This window comes from Cronobacter sp. 153480017-3, from assembly GCF_053627815.1.
Genome location: NZ_JBSEYN010000006.1, coordinates 102,783 through 116,607, shown reverse-complemented (window position 1 = coordinate 116,607; position 13,825 = coordinate 102,783). Strand labels below are relative to the sequence as shown.

The window sequence follows — 13,825 nt, the reverse complement described above, 5'->3', positions numbered from 1 at the left end:
TACGTAATTCGTGTTTTGCCTCGCAATTTTTCCTTTATGTGATTGGCTGAATGTAAAATTCTGGTTAAAACTGTTATCAGGTCAGACCACTTAATTCATCTTTAGCCTTTTCACAGGGGAACGTTATGAGTCAGGCACTACCGCTGGTCACCCGGCAGGGGGATCGCATTGCCATTGTCAGTGGATTGCGCACGCCTTTCGCCCGTCAGGCAACGGCGTACCACGGCGTTCCGGCGGTCGATCTCGGTAAAATGGTGGTCGGCGAACTGCTGGCCCGCAGCGAAATCCCGCCTGAAGTCATTGAACAGCTTGTTTTCGGCCAGGTGGTGCAGATGCCGGAAGCGCCCAACATCGCGCGCGAAATTGTGCTCGGCACCGGCATGAGCGTCCATACCGACGCCTACAGCGTTAGCCGTGCCTGCGCCACCAGTTTCCAGGCGGTGGCGAACGTCGCCGAAAGCCTGATGGCGGGCACTATCCGCGCCGGGATCGCCGGCGGGGCCGATTCCTCCTCCGTGCTGCCGATTGGCGTCAGTAAAAAACTGGCGCGCACGCTGGTGGACGCGAATAAAGCCCGCACCGCCGGACAGCGACTGAAGCTCTTCTCGCGCCTGCGTCTGCGTGACCTGCTGCCGGTGCCGCCCGCCGTGGCGGAATATTCCACCGGGCTTCGCATGGGCGACACCGCCGAGCAGATGGCGAAAACGCACGGCATCACCCGCGAACAGCAGGACGCGCTGGCGCATCGTTCGCACCAGCTGGCGGCGCAGGCGTGGGCGGAAGGCAAATTGCGTGAAGAAGTGATGACCGCTTACACGCCGCCGTACCGCGAGCCGCTCAGCGAAGACAACAACATCCGCAAAACTTCGTCGCTGGCCGATTACGCGAAACTGCGCCCGGCATTTGACCGTAAACACGGCACCGTGACCGCCGCGAACAGCACGCCGCTCACCGACGGCGCGGCGGCGGTCATTCTGATGACGGAATCCCGCGCCCGCGAGCTTGGCCTGACGCCGCTCGGCTATCTGCGCAGCTACGCTTTTACCGCGGTCGATGTCTGGCAGGACATGCTGCTGGGCCCGGCCTGGTCGACCCCGCTGGCGCTCGAGCGCGCCGGACTGACGATGGCCGATCTCACGCTTATTGATATGCATGAGGCGTTCGCCTCGCAAACGCTCACCAACCTGAAGCTGATGGCGAGCGACCGCTTCGCCCGCGAGGTGCTGGGCCGCAGCCAGGCTACCGGTGAGGTGGATGAGAGCAAATTTAACGTGCTCGGCGGCTCTATCGCTTACGGGCACCCGTTCGCGGCCACCGGCGCGCGAATGATCACCCAGACGCTCAATGAACTGCGCCGCCGCGGCGGCGGTTTCGGGCTGGTCACCGCCTGCGCGGCGGGCGGGCTCGGCGCGGCAATGGTACTGGAGGCCGAATAATGGAATCGACATCCGCATTTAATTTACAGATGCGCCCGGACAATGTTGCGGTGGTCACCATCGACGTGCCGGGCGAGAAAATGAACACGCTGAAGGCGGAGTTTGCCCGCGACGTCCGCGCGATTGTCAAAACGCTGCGGGAAAACCGCGATCTCGCGGGCGTGGTATTTATCTCCGCCAAGCCGGATAACTTTATCGCCGGTGCGGATATCAACATGATTGCGCACTGCCAGAGCGCGCAGGAGGCCGAAGCGCTGGCAAGCCAGGGCCAGCAGATCATGGCGGAGATCCACGCGCTGCCGGTGCATGTGGTGGCGGCTATTCATGGCGCGTGCCTCGGCGGCGGGCTGGAGCTGGCGCTTGCCTGCCACAGCCGCATCTGTACCGATGATGTGAAAACGCTGCTCGGGCTGCCGGAAGTGCAGCTTGGGCTGCTGCCGGGCTCCGGCGGCACGCAGCGGTTGCCGCGCCTCGTTGGCATCAGCACCGCGCTTGAGATGATCCTTGCGGGCAAACAGCTGAGGCCGCGTCAGGCGCTGAAAGCCGGGCTGGTGGATGATGTGGTGCCGCAATCTATTTTGCTGGAAGCCGCTGCCGAACTGGCGAAAAAGCGCCGTCCCGCGCCGCGCCGTCTGCCGGTTCGCGAGCGTTTGCTCGCAGGCCCGATTGGCCGCGCGCTGCTGTTTCGCATGGTGACCCAGAAAACGCATCAAAAAACCCACGGTAACTATCCGGCGGCGCAGCGCATTATTGACGTGGTGCGCACCGGCCTTGAGCAGGGCAGCGCCAGCGGTTATCAGGCCGAGGCCCGCGCCTTTGGCGAACTGGCGATGACGCCGGAATCCGCCGCGCTGCGAGGGCTGTTCTTCGCCACCACCGAGCTTAAAAAAGAGACCGGCAGCGAGGCCGCCCCGCGCGCGCTGCACTCGGTCGGTATACTGGGCGGCGGGCTCATGGGCGGCGGGATCGCCTATGTCACCGCCACCAAAGCCCGGCTGCCGGTGCGTATCAAAGACATCAGCGAAAAAGGCATTAACCATGCCCTGAAATACAGCTGGGATCTGCTTGAGAAAAAAGTGCGTCGTCGTCATCTGCGCGCCAGCGAGCGCGACGCGCAGATGGCGCTCATCTCCGCCAGCACCGATTACCGTGGGTTTCACGAGCGCGATATCGTCGTGGAAGCGGTTTTCGAAGATTTAACGCTCAAGCAAAAGATGGTCGCAGAGATCGAGGCGCATACCGCGCCGCATACGATTTTCGCCTCTAACACCTCGTCACTGCCTATCGGCGATATCGCCGCAGGTGCTACACGCCCGGAGCAGGTCATTGGCCTGCATTACTTCAGCCCGGTGGATAAAATGCCGCTGGTGGAAGTGATCCCGCACGCGGGCACCAGCGCGGAAACCATTGCCACTACCGTTCAGCTTGCCAAAAAACAGGGCAAAACGCCGATCGTGGTGGCCGACTGCGCCGGATTCTACGTTAACCGTATCCTGGCGCCCTACATCAATGAGGCGATGCGCTGCCTGATGGAAGGGGAGAGCATTGAGAAAATCGACGAGGCGCTGGTCAAAAGAGGCTTTCCGGTGGGGCCGATTCAGTTGCTTGATGAAGTGGGCATTGATGTCGGCACCAAAATTATGCCGGTGCTGGAGCGCGCTTACGGGCCGCGATTCAGCGCGCCGGGAGACGCCGTTGCAGCAATTTTGAATGACGATCGCAAAGGCAGAAAAAATGGCCGCGGTTTCTATCTTTATCCGGCGAAAGGGCGTAAAAGCAAAAAACAGGTTGACCCTGCGGTTTACGGGCTTATTGGCGTTAAACCCGGCGGGAAACTGAGCGGCGAGGAGATTGCCGAGCGCTGCGTCATGATGATGCTTAACGAGGCGGCGCGGTGTCTGGACGAAGGTGTGGTGCGTTCCGCGCGAGACGGTGATATCGGCGCGGTGTTTGGCATCGGTTTTCCGCCGTTTCTTGGCGGCCCGTTCCGCTATATGGACACGCTCGGCGCGGCGGCCGTGGTGGCGACGCTCACACGTCTTGCCACCCGTTATGGAGACCGTTTTACCCCGTGCGACAGGCTGTTGCGCATGGCGCAGACCGGACAAACATTTTGGCTCGCGGGGAACCCGCAAGCTGAAATGACGGTCTGATATAAGAACGTTCCTGATATCGAAAACGCAGCGCTGGCTAATTTGTAAACAGTGATTGACTATACTTACGTCAATAAGGTAAAAAACAGCGTTTCATTCGAAGTACGGATCAGGCACAATGCCCGACCGCCAGACGATACCCTTAAAAAGCGCGTTGCTTTTTAAGCTCTCGCTGGCGCTTCTGGTCAACAAAAGCGGTGCAATATGCAAGTTTTTATCATGCGTCACGGCGACGCAGCACTCGATGCCGCCAGTGATTCGGTTCGTCCTCTGACCGCGTGCGGTTGTGATGAATCCCGTCAAATGGCGACCTGGTTAAAAGGTCAAAAGGTGGATATCGAACGTGTTCTGGTGAGCCCTTTCCTGCGAGCCGAACAGACACTGGACGTCGTGAAAGAGGCCATGAGCCTGCCTGTCAAAACCGAAGTCCTGCCGGAGCTCACGCCGTGCGGCGATGTCGGTCTGGTGAGCGATTACCTCCACGTTCTGGCCCGTGATGGCGTCAGCGCGGTCATGGTTATCTCCCACCTGCCGCTGGTCGGTTATCTGGTGGCGGAACTCTGTCCTGGCGAAACGCCGCCGATGTTCTCTACGTCCGCTATCGCCTGTGTGACGGTTGAAGGCGACAACGAGAAGGGCATCTTTAACTGGCAGATGAGCCCCTGCAATCTCAAAATGGCGAAAGCGATTTAACGTAAGCCTGAACCATAAAAGAAAAGAGCCGCTGATGCGGCTCTTTCTGTTTCTGCAATACAGGCGGTGTTTAAGGCAACTGCGGCGGCTGCCACTCTTCCACTTCGATTAACACCAGCAGCGCGGCGTCGCCGCCATACTCTTTCGGCGCCTGATGAAAGGCCATCACGTGCGGGTGCTGGGCCAGCCACAGCGGCGTCTGCTGTTTGAGAATATGTTTACCGTGGCCATGCATCACGCAGGCGCAGAACACGTGTTCGCGGCGGCAGGCGGCGATAAGCGCGCCCAGCTCCTGCTTGGCCTGCATCTGCGTCAGGCCGTGGAGATCGAGAAACAGCTCGGGCGAGTAATCGCCGCGGCGCAGTTTTTTCAGCTCGAAATGATCCACGCCGGGGCGCACATAGCGCATCGGCCCGTCGCTATTTAAAAGCGGCTGGAATTCATCAGAAAAATAGTGGCTCGCGTCCACCTGCTCCTGCAACAGGCGTTTTGGCGGCACCTCGCGCAGCTTTTTACGCGCGGGCGGATGCACGATGGTGTCCTGTTTCAGCTCGCGCGTTCCGCTCATCAGCGCGCGAAACAGCGACTTTTCTTCTTCGCTTAGCGATGGCTTCTTTTTCATCTTCTTCTCTTCTTTCTCTTTGCGCAGGCAGTGTACCCGAGTTTGGCGCGCCGCCAAACAAAAGCCATTTTTCCGGGATGACGCGCCGGTTGCTGATTTATCGCCGCCTTCATGGCAAACTAGCCGCCGAATTTAACGCGGAGCGTCATGCGGAGGGCAGTGTGGATAAAATTTTCGTCGATGAGGCAGTCAGTGAACTGCATACCATTCAGGATATGTTGCGTTGGGCGGTGAGCCGCTTCAGCGCGGCCGGCATCTGGTATGGTCACGGCACGGACAACCCCTGGGATGAGGCCGTGCAGCTGGTGCTGCCGTCGCTCTACCTGCCGCTCGATATCCCGGAAGATATGCGCACCGCGCGCCTGACCTCCAGCGAACGTCATCGTATCGTGGAGCGGGTGATCCGCCGCGTTAACGAGCGTATTCCGGTGGCGTATCTCACCAATAAAGCCTGGTTCTGCGGCCATGAGTTTTATGTCGACGAGCGCGTGCTGGTGCCGCGTTCGCCGATTGGCGAGTTAATCAATAACCGCTTCGCCGGGCTTATCGACCACGAGCCGCAGCACATTCTTGATATGTGCACCGGCAGCGGCTGTATCGCTATCGCCTGCGCCTATGCCTTCCCGAACGCGGAAGTTGACGCGGTGGATATCTCTGCCGACGCGCTGGCCGTGACCGAGCACAACATTGAAGAACACGGGCTTATCCATCACGTCACGCCGATCCGCTCTGACTTGTTCCGCGACCTGCCGAAAGTGCAGTACGACATCATCGTCACCAATCCGCCGTACGTGGATGAAGAAGATATGTCCGATCTGCCGAACGAATATCGCCACGAGCCGGAACTCGGCCTGGCGGCGGGCAGCGACGGGCTGAAGCTCGCGCGCCGCATTCTCGCCTGCTCGCCGGACTACCTGACCGACAACGGTATTCTGATTTGTGAAGTCGGTAACAGCATGGTACATCTGATGGAGCAGTACCCTGACGTGCCGTTTACCTGGCTTGAGTTCGACAACGGCGGCGACGGCGTCTTTATGCTGACCAAAGCGCAGCTCATCAGCGCCCGCGAACACTTCAGCATCTACAAAGATTAACAACAGGCGGGCGCAGGCCCGCTGAATCATAAAAACACCACAACGACACGACAACGGAGCCGTGATGGCAGGCAACACTCTTGGACAACTCTTTCGCGTAACCACTTTCGGCGAGTCGCATGGTCTGGCGCTCGGCTGCATCATTGACGGCGTGCCGCCGGGCATTGCGCTGAGCGAAGCCGACCTGCAACACGATCTCGACCGCCGCCGCCCTGGCACCTCCCGTTACACCACGCAGCGCCGCGAGCCGGATCAGGTGAAAATTCTCTCCGGCGTGTTTGAGGGCGTGACCACCGGCACCAGCATCGGCCTGCTGATTGAAAATACCGATCAGCGCTCCCAGGATTACAGCGCGATTAAAGATGTGTTCCGTCCAGGACACGCCGATTACACCTACGAACAGAAATATGGCCTGCGAGATTATCGCGGCGGCGGTCGCTCGTCCGCGCGTGAAACCGCCATGCGCGTGGCGGCAGGTGCCATTGCCAAAAAATATCTGGCGCAAAAATTCGGCATCGTCATCCGCGCCTGCCTGACTCAGATGGGTGATATTCCGCTGGAGATCAAAGACTGGGCGCAGGTGGAGCAGAACCCGTTCTTCTCCCCGGATGCGGATAAGCTGGAAGCGCTGGACGAACTGATGCGCGCGCTGAAAAAAGAGGGCGACTCCATCGGCGCGAAAGTAACGGTGGTGGCTGATAACGTGCCGCCGGGTCTCGGCGAGCCGGTGTTTGACCGTCTCGATGCCGACATCGCCCACGCGCTGATGAGCATCAACGCCGTGAAAGGCGTGGAGATTGGCGAAGGCTTTGGCGTCGTGGCGCTGAAAGGCAGCGAAAACCGCGATGAAATCACCAAAGAGGGTTTTCAGAGCAACCACGCAGGCGGCATTCTCGGCGGCATCAGCAGCGGCCAGCAGATTGTCGCGAATATCGCGCTGAAGCCGACCTCCAGCATCACCGTGCCGGGCCGTACCGTTAACCGCTTTGGCGAGGAAGTCGAGATGATCACCCGCGGGCGTCACGACCCGTGCGTGGGTATTCGTGCCGTGCCGATCGCCGAGGCGATGATGGCTATCGTGCTGATGGATCACCTGCTGCGTCACCGCGCCCAGAACGCGGATGTCACCACCACGCTTCCTCGCTGGTAACGTCATGAAAAAACTCTGCTTAGCCTTGCTGGCGCTGCTTTCCTGCAGCGCGGCAAGCGCCGCCACGCCGTGGCAGAAAATCACCCAGCCGATCCCGGGCGCGGCCCAGTCGATCGGCACCTTCTCCAACGGCTGTATCGTCGGCGCGCAGCCGCTGCCGATCGAGTCAGAGCACTATCAAATCATGCGCACCGACCAGCGCCGCTATTTCGGTCACCCGGAGCTGGTGCGCTTTATCGAGCGCCTGAGCAACCAGGTGAGCGAGTTGCAGCTCGGAACGGTACTGGTGGGCGATATGGGAATGCCTGCGGGCGGACGCTTCAACGGCGGCCACGCCAGCCACCAGACGGGCCTCGACGTCGATATTTTCCTGCAACTGCCGAAAACGCGCTGGAGCGCGGCGCAACTGCGTCGCCCGCAGGCGCTGGATTTAGTCTCAAGCGACGGGAAATCGGTGGTGCAGTCACTCTGGAAGCCGGAGATCGGCGGGCTGATTAAGCTTGCGGCGCTTGATGATGAAGTGACGCGTATTTTCGTAAACCCGGCCATCAAACAGCAGCTCTGCCTGGATGCCGGGCCGGATCGCGACTGGCTGCGCAAAGTGCGTCCGTGGTTCCAGCATCGCGCCCATATGCACGTGCGTCTGCGCTGCCCGCCGGACAGCCTGGAGTGCGTGGAGCAAGACCCGCCGCCGCCGGGCGATGGCTGTGGTGAAGAGCTGCAAAGCTGGTTTAAGCCTGCGGCACCTGGCAGCAGCAAGCCTGAGAAAACCACGCCGCCGCCGCTGCCGCCGTCGTGTCAGGCGCTGCTCGACAAACACGTTCTTTAATACCGACTAAGGATGGCCGTGATGGACTGGTTTATGGTTTCGCCGCTGTTGCTGACAGCGCTCTTTTTTGTCGCGATGCTGGCAGGGTTTATCGATGCCCTCGCGGGCGGCGGCGGGCTGCTGACCGTGCCTGCGCTGCTGGCGGCGGGTATGTCGCCTGCCCAGGCGCTGGCGACCAATAAACTCCAGGCCTGCGGCGGCTCGCTGTCGGCCTCGCTCTATTTTATCCGCCGCGGCGTGGTCAGCCTGCGCGACCAGAAGCTCAACATCCTGATGACGTTTATCGGCTCGACCAGCGGCGCGCTGCTGGTGCAGCACGTGCAGTCCGATATTCTGCGCCAGATCCTGCCGGTGCTGGTAATTGCCATTGGTCTCTATTTTCTGCTGATGCCGCGCCTGGGCGAAGACGATCGCCAGCGCAGGCTGTATGGCCTGCCGTTCGCGCTGGTGGCGGGCGGCTGCGTCGGCTTTTATGACGGCTTTTTCGGCCCCGGCGCAGGCTCGTTTTACGCGCTGGCGTTTGTGACGCTCGCCGGTTTTGGCCTCGCCAAATCCACCGCTCACGCGAAAGTGCTTAACGCCACGTCTAACGTCGGCGGTTTGCTGCTCTTCATCATTGGCGGCAAAGTTATCTGGGGCACCGGCTTTGTGATGCTCGCCGGACAGTTTCTCGGCGCGCGCTTAGGCTCGCGTCTGGTATTAAGTAAAGGACAGCGCCTGATCCGCCCGATGATCGTTATCGTGTCGGCGGTGATGAGCGCCAAATTGTTATATGACAGCCACGGACAGGAGATCCTCCACTGGCTGGGGATGGCGTAATGCGTGAACACCACTATCAGGATTTAATTACTATTTTCGACGGCTGTTTTGCCGGTGATTTTAATACCCGTCTGATTAAAGGCGACGACGAACCGATCTATCTTCCGGCAGATGCCGATGCGCCTTATCACCGCGTGGTGTTCGCACACGGCTTTTATGCCAGCGCCCTGCATGAGATTTCGCACTGGTGCATCGCGGGGAAAGCGCGGCGCGAGCTGGTGGATTTTGGCTACTGGTACTGCCCGGACGGGCGCGATGCGCAAACCCAGAGCCAGTTTGAAGACGTCGAAGTCAAACCGCAGGCGCTGGAGTGGCTGTTCTGCGTGGCGGCGGGCTTTCCGTTTAACGTCAGCTGCGACAATCTTAACGGCGATTTCGATCCGGATCGCATCGCGTTTCAGCGCCGGGTGCACGCGCAGGTGATGCAGTATCTGACCAACGGCATTCCCGAACGTCCGGCGCGCTTTATCGCGGCCTTACAGGATTTTTACCAGACGCCGCCGCTGGCGGCGCAACAATTCCCATGGCCGGAAGACTTGTGCTAATCGCCATGTTATTAACCGAGGAAAACGAATGATTGCCGAATTTGAAGCACGTATTCTGGCGCTGATTGATGAGATGGTGGAGCACGCGAGCGACGACGAACTGTTCGCCAGCGGCTACCTGCGCGGACACCTGACGCTTGCCGTCGCGGCGCTGGAGCAGGGCGACGACCACTCGCCGCAGGCGGTATATACCAAAGTGACCAACAGCCTTGAGACGGCGATCCACGCGGGCGAGCTTTCGCCGCGCGACCAGGCGCTGGTGCTGGGCATGTGGGACAACCTGTTCCAGCAGGCGAAGCTCAACTAAGCCTCACAGCCTGCGCGCCGCCCGGCGCGCAGGTTTTTTAGCGTTTACGCTTTCAGCCACGTCACCTGTTCGACATTACCGCATTAACCCGCCGCACGCCCCTTGAGAAGCTTACGCACCCACAGCCGGTTGGGATTCAGCGCGGCGAGCGTCGCGCCATCAAGCGGCAGCGGTTCGCCGCTCATTTGCGAGGCTAAAATCTCAGCGGCCAGCGGCGCGCTGCACAGCCCGCGCGAGCCGAGCGCGCCCAGCACAAAGAGATTCTTGAGCACCGGCGCGGGCATGACCGTCTCCGGCGCGCTGGCATCCTGGGAAAGTGTCGCGTAATCGCGAAGCGTCGCGGCGTAATCCGGCGCGTTGCCGACCATGGGCAGATGATCGCGTGTGGCGCAGCGTACCCCGCAGCGCGCGTCGCCCGCGCTCACGTCCACCTCCTGCGCCCAGCTGGCCGCGGGCAGGCAGTCGATAAGCCGCTGGCGGTTGCGCTGCTGGTCTTCCTCCTGGTAGCGCATTTCGCTCACGCCGCGGTGATAGCTGGCGCCGATGCAGTGCATCGCATTCGCCGGGTTTTGCGGCGTCAGGTAGCCGTCATAACAGAGCACCTGGCGCAGCGCGCCGAGGCCCGGCGTGGTGGGAATATGGCTCACCTGGCCGCCGACCGGGTAGACCGGCAGCTTTTCGGTTTGCGGGAAGCCGCTGAGCTGGTGCCCGTTCGCCAGTACCACGGCGGCGTGGCGCGCCTGCGCGCCGTTCGCGAAGTCGAGTTGCCAGTCCAGGTCTTCCCGATGCAGCGCGCTCACCCTGTGCCCGTAGTGCACCCGCAGGCCGTGCGCCTGCGCAAGTTCCAGCACGCCTGCAGTCAGTTGCGCCGGGCAGAGCCAGCCGCCCTGTGGATATTCAATGCCGCCACAGCCCGTCTCCACGCCACAGCGTTCGCGCACTTCTCGCGCGTCAACGCCGCGCGCCAGCGTGTCCGGCAGGGCGAGCTCCAGCATCTGGTTGATTTTCGTCTGGCTCTTTTCATCCCAGCCAAGCTGCGTCACGCCGCACCAGTCTTTATCGAAACTGACCGGCAGCGCGTCATAGAGCCTGCGCGCGAAGGTAAAGGCCGCCGGGAAGAAGGCGGCCAGCGCGGCGTCATGATGGCTTAACAGAGGATAGAGCGCGCCCTGGCGGTTGCCCGATGCCCCCTGCGCCGGTGCGTCATCCGCGCAGTAGAGCGTGACCTGCCAGCCACGCCTCTGTAAGGCGAGCGCGAGCAGGGCACTGGCGATACCGCCACCGATAATCGCCACGTCTTTATCACCACTCGCCGGACGACGCGCATACCAGGGCGCGCGGGCAGGCGGCGGCGCGTCATGGCTGAGCGCGCCTGTCAGCATTTCGCGCTTGCGCCCGAATCCTTTGCGCTTCACCACGTCAAACCCGGCCTCAATCAGCCCGCGGCGCACAAAGCCTGCCGAGGTGAATGTCGCGAGCGTACCGCCGGGGCGGGCGAGGCGCGCCATCGCAGTAAACAGGCCTGGCGTCCACATTTCCGGGTTTTTCGACGGCGCGAAGCCATCCAGAAACCAGGCGTCTACCTGGCGGTTGTGCGTGTCATCCAGCGTATCGACCAGTTCGTTGATATCGCCAAGCCAGAGATCGAGCGTCACGCGTCCGCCATCCAGCACCAGCCGCTGACAGCCCGGCAGCGCCATCGGCCACTGTGCCTGGAGCTGTTGCGCCCACGGCGCGAGTTCCGGCCAGTGGGCGTGCGCGCTTTTAAGATCGGCAGACGTCAGCGGGAATTTTTCAAAACTGATGAAGTGCAGGCGTTGCAGCGTAGCGTCCGGGTATGCGTCGCGAAACGCCGCGAACGCCTGCCAGAGCGTCAGGAAATTCAGCCCGGTGCCAAATCCGCTTTCGGCGACAATAAAGCTGTCACGCGGGTGTGACATAAAGCGTTCAGGGAGCTGATTACCGTCCAGAAAGACATAGCGGGTCTCTTCCAGACCGTCATCATTGGAAAAATAAACGTCATCAAAATCTCGGGAAACAGGTGTACCCTCATTATTAAACGTCAGGCTGGCGGGCTGTATGGCGATAGGTTTCACGTAAATGGCTCGAATGACAGGCAGTCGCACGATCTTAGCGAGCCCGGTCAGACATCGCAAATTTCTTGCCAATCTGGCTGATCGGACTTGTTCGGCGTACAACTGTACGCTATCTTGCGACACGACAACTTACTTAGCGTACTCGAAGAGGTATTGAATGAAACGTGCAGTAATTACTGGCCTGGGCATCGTTTCCAGCATCGGTAATAACCAGCAGGAAGTCCTGGCATCCCTGCGTGAAGGACGCTCGGGGATCACTTTCTCTCAAGAATTTCTCGACGCAGGTATGCGCAGCCACGTCTGGGGCAACGTGAAGCTGGACACCACCGGTCTTATCGACCGTAAAGTGGTGCGTTTCATGAACGACGCCTCTATTTATGCTTATCTCTCCATGCAGGAAGCGATTAAAGACGCTGGTCTGCCCGACGAGGTGTATCAGAACAACCCGCGCGTCGGTATCGTGGCCGGCTCCGGCGGCTCGTCTAAAGCCCAGGTGTTCGGCGCTGACGCGATGCGCAGCCCGCGCGGCCTGAAAGCGGTCGGCCCTTACGTGGTGACTAAAGCGATGGCCTCTGCGGTTTCCGCCTGCCTCGCGACCCCGTTTAAAATCCACGGCGTTAACTACTCCATCAGCTCCGCGTGTGCGACTTCCGCGCACTGCATCGGCAACGCGGTTGAGCAGATCCAGCTTGGCAAACAGGACATCGTGTTTGCGGGCGGCGGTGAAGAGCTGGGCTGGGAAATGGCGTGTGAATTCGACGCGATGGGCGCGCTCTCCACTAAGTACAACGAGACCCCGGACAAAGCGTCCCGTACCTATGACGCAAGCCGTGACGGCTTTGTCATCGCAGGCGGCGGCGGTATGGTCGTGGTAGAAGAGCTGGAACACGCGCTGGCGCGCGGTGCGCACATCTATGCAGAGATCGTCGGCTACGGCGCAACCTCCGATGGTGCCGACATGGTCGCACCGTCTGGCGAAGGCGCGGTGCGCTGCATGAAGATGGCGATGCATGGCGTGGATACGCCGATTGACTACCTGAACTCCCACGGTACGTCTACGCCGGTTGGCGACGTGAAAGAGCTTGGCGCTATTCGTGAAGTATTCGGCGATAACACGCCGGCTATCTCCGCGACCAAAGCGATGACCGGCCACTCGCTGGGTGCCGCAGGCGTTCAGGAAGCTATCTACTCGCTGCTGATGCTGGAGCATGGCTTTATCGCGCCGAGCATCAACATTGAAGAGCTGGACGAGCAGGCGAAAGGCATGAACATCATCACCGCGCCGGTTGAGCGTGAGCTGACGACGGTAATGTCCAACAGCTTCGGTTTTGGCGGCACCAACGCCACGCTGGTTATGCGTAAATATCAGGCGTAACGTCTCTTTAAAAGAAATGGAGCCGAAAGGCTCCTTTTTTTATATTTACTCTCCGCCTTTAACATTTCTTGTTTCTTTATCCGAAACAGGCTTAATCTCCTCCTCCCTGTAGTTACTGACATCTCTCCTGTCTTATTAAGAATAACCTTTTGATTTAATAGTTTTAAACACTATTCATTCTTAAGATGTGTCGTTTCATGAAAATCCTTATTTAACCATGGATTAAACTTTTCTGTTTTTATTTAATTTAACTTAAGTCGTAAAAAATATATTTATAATAATTCTAACCTGCTGATAAATATAATTTAGTTTAATGAAAATGCCTTTATTGGCTTCTTTCTTAAAGTTATGGCATTTTTTGACGATATATCAGTATATATCTGAGTAGCCGTTTTCTTTGCATTAACGGTAACTCGTAGCGGAAACGCATATCACATAATGCCATTCTCAATCTTTTCAAAAAGATAAGAGTGAAGGACGCAGCATAAAAGAAATCCGAAATCAGTTTGCGGAATTCAGGGAATAGTTGTTTGCCTCTCACGAGGCCTTGCCAGCCGGGGAAACCAACCATGCCCACAGACGTATCTCTGGGTAAAGGGACTTTTTTGACCACAGGAAAAGTGATTCCACTTATTATTCTGTCCTGCTCAGGGGCTGCCTCTGCCAGCGCAAAGAAGAATGCGGATGATACTTTCACGTATGTCCC

13 protein-coding genes are annotated in these 13,825 nt (G+C 59.5%); 10 read left to right on the top strand and 3 right to left on the bottom strand.

Annotation, left to right across the window (positions count from 1 at the left end; genetic code table 11):
• The first annotated feature begins 125 nt into the window (after positions 1-125).
• From fadI to sixA, 3 genes are all read left to right on the top strand, one after another.
• On the top strand, positions 126-1,436 hold the full coding sequence (gene fadI, locus ACUW6V_RS14480) for an acetyl-CoA C-acyltransferase FadI (RefSeq protein WP_012124132.1): 1,311 nt from the start codon (positions 126-128) through the stop codon (positions 1,434-1,436).
• Positions 1,436-3,589: a fatty acid oxidation complex subunit alpha FadJ gene (fadJ, locus tag ACUW6V_RS14475; protein WP_454038524.1), complete on the top strand. Its 2,154-nt coding sequence runs from the start codon at positions 1,436-1,438 to the stop codon at positions 3,587-3,589. Before fadI ends, fadJ begins: the two co-directional genes overlap by 1 nt.
• Before the next feature lie 204 nt (positions 3,590-3,793).
• The gene (gene sixA, locus ACUW6V_RS14470) at positions 3,794-4,282 is read left to right on the top strand and encodes a phosphohistidine phosphatase SixA (protein ID WP_029039251.1); all 489 of its coding nucleotides are present in this window, start codon (positions 3,794-3,796) and stop codon (positions 4,280-4,282) included.
• A gap of 70 nt (positions 4,283-4,352) precedes the next feature.
• Here sixA and smrB read toward each other — a convergent pair whose 3' ends face one another.
• The gene (gene smrB, locus ACUW6V_RS14465) at positions 4,353-4,904 is read right to left on the bottom strand and encodes an endonuclease SmrB (protein WP_004387043.1); all 552 of its coding nucleotides are present in this window, start codon (positions 4,902-4,904) and stop codon (positions 4,353-4,355) included.
• Between the two features lie 161 nt (positions 4,905-5,065).
• Here smrB and prmB point away from each other — a divergent pair, with 161 nt between their 5' ends.
• The 6 genes from prmB (at position 5,066) to ACUW6V_RS14435 (ending at position 9,648) form a co-directional block, all read left to right on the top strand.
• Positions 5,066-5,998: a 50S ribosomal protein L3 N(5)-glutamine methyltransferase gene (gene prmB, locus ACUW6V_RS14460; RefSeq protein ID WP_004387044.1), complete on the top strand. Its 933-nt coding sequence runs from the start codon at positions 5,066-5,068 to the stop codon at positions 5,996-5,998.
• Positions 5,999-6,062: 64 nt separating this feature from the next.
• Positions 6,063-7,148 (top strand): chorismate synthase, encoded by a 1,086-nt coding sequence (gene aroC, locus ACUW6V_RS14455; protein ID WP_007700103.1) that lies wholly within the window; start codon positions 6,063-6,065, stop codon positions 7,146-7,148.
• Positions 7,149-7,152: 4 nt separating this feature from the next.
• Positions 7,153-7,977 (top strand): penicillin-insensitive murein endopeptidase, encoded by an 825-nt coding sequence (gene mepA / locus ACUW6V_RS14450; RefSeq protein WP_105622408.1) that lies wholly within the window; start codon positions 7,153-7,155, stop codon positions 7,975-7,977.
• 21 nt (positions 7,978-7,998) lie between these two features.
• The gene (locus ACUW6V_RS14445) at positions 7,999-8,796 is read left to right on the top strand and encodes a sulfite exporter TauE/SafE family protein (RefSeq protein WP_014728378.1); all 798 of its coding nucleotides are present in this window, start codon (positions 7,999-8,001) and stop codon (positions 8,794-8,796) included.
• Positions 8,796-9,341, top strand: a complete 546-nt coding sequence (locus ACUW6V_RS14440; protein WP_004388548.1) for an elongation factor P hydroxylase — start codon at positions 8,796-8,798, stop codon at positions 9,339-9,341. The genes ACUW6V_RS14445 and ACUW6V_RS14440 overlap by 1 nt, the downstream gene beginning before the upstream one ends.
• Positions 9,342-9,369: 28 nt before the next feature.
• Entirely contained in the window at positions 9,370-9,648 is a 279-nt protein-coding gene (locus tag ACUW6V_RS14435) for a YfcL family protein (RefSeq protein ID WP_004388549.1), read from the top strand.
• Positions 9,649-9,731: 83 nt separating this feature from the next.
• Here the strand turns inward: ACUW6V_RS14435 and mnmC are convergent, their stop codons facing one another.
• Positions 9,732-11,744, bottom strand: a complete 2,013-nt coding sequence (gene mnmC, locus ACUW6V_RS14430) for a bifunctional tRNA (5-methylaminomethyl-2-thiouridine)(34)-methyltransferase MnmD/FAD-dependent 5-carboxymethylaminomethyl-2-thiouridine(34) oxidoreductase MnmC (protein ID WP_454038523.1) — start codon at positions 11,742-11,744, stop codon at positions 9,732-9,734.
• 157 nt (positions 11,745-11,901) lie between these two features.
• Between mnmC and fabB the strand changes: the two genes are divergently transcribed.
• The gene (fabB, locus tag ACUW6V_RS14425) at positions 11,902-13,119 is read left to right on the top strand and encodes a beta-ketoacyl-ACP synthase I (protein WP_004388551.1); all 1,218 of its coding nucleotides are present in this window, start codon (positions 11,902-11,904) and stop codon (positions 13,117-13,119) included.
• 346 nt (positions 13,120-13,465) lie between these two features.
• Here the strand turns inward: fabB and ACUW6V_RS14420 are convergent, their stop codons facing one another.
• Positions 13,466-13,816 (bottom strand): hypothetical protein, encoded by a 351-nt coding sequence (locus tag ACUW6V_RS14420; RefSeq protein WP_234012002.1) that lies wholly within the window; start codon positions 13,814-13,816, stop codon positions 13,466-13,468.
• Positions 13,817-13,825: the final 9 nt, after the last annotated feature.

What these genes read in the sequence shown, in the direction of transcription:
- ACUW6V_RS14435 (WP_004388549.1), top strand. Translation starts at nt 9,370, where the DNA reads ATGATTGCCGAATTTGAAGCACGTATTCTGGCGCTGATTGATGAGATG.
- ACUW6V_RS14440 (WP_004388548.1), top strand. Translation starts at nt 8,796, where the DNA reads ATGCGTGAACACCACTATCAGGATTTAATTACTATTTTCGACGGCTGT.
- smrB (WP_004387043.1), bottom strand. Translation starts at nt 4,904, where the DNA reads ATGAAAAAGAAGCCATCGCTAAGCGAAGAAGAAAAGTCGCTGTTTCGC.
- fadJ (WP_454038524.1), top strand. Translation starts at nt 1,436, where the DNA reads ATGGAATCGACATCCGCATTTAATTTACAGATGCGCCCGGACAATGTT.
- sixA (WP_029039251.1), top strand. Translation starts at nt 3,794, where the DNA reads ATGCAAGTTTTTATCATGCGTCACGGCGACGCAGCACTCGATGCCGCC.
- ACUW6V_RS14445 (WP_014728378.1), top strand. Translation starts at nt 7,999, where the DNA reads ATGGACTGGTTTATGGTTTCGCCGCTGTTGCTGACAGCGCTCTTTTTT.
- fabB (WP_004388551.1), top strand. Translation starts at nt 11,902, where the DNA reads ATGAAACGTGCAGTAATTACTGGCCTGGGCATCGTTTCCAGCATCGGT.
- mepA (WP_105622408.1), top strand. Translation starts at nt 7,153, where the DNA reads ATGAAAAAACTCTGCTTAGCCTTGCTGGCGCTGCTTTCCTGCAGCGCG.
- aroC (WP_007700103.1), top strand. Translation starts at nt 6,063, where the DNA reads ATGGCAGGCAACACTCTTGGACAACTCTTTCGCGTAACCACTTTCGGC.
- fadI (WP_012124132.1), top strand. Translation starts at nt 126, where the DNA reads ATGAGTCAGGCACTACCGCTGGTCACCCGGCAGGGGGATCGCATTGCC.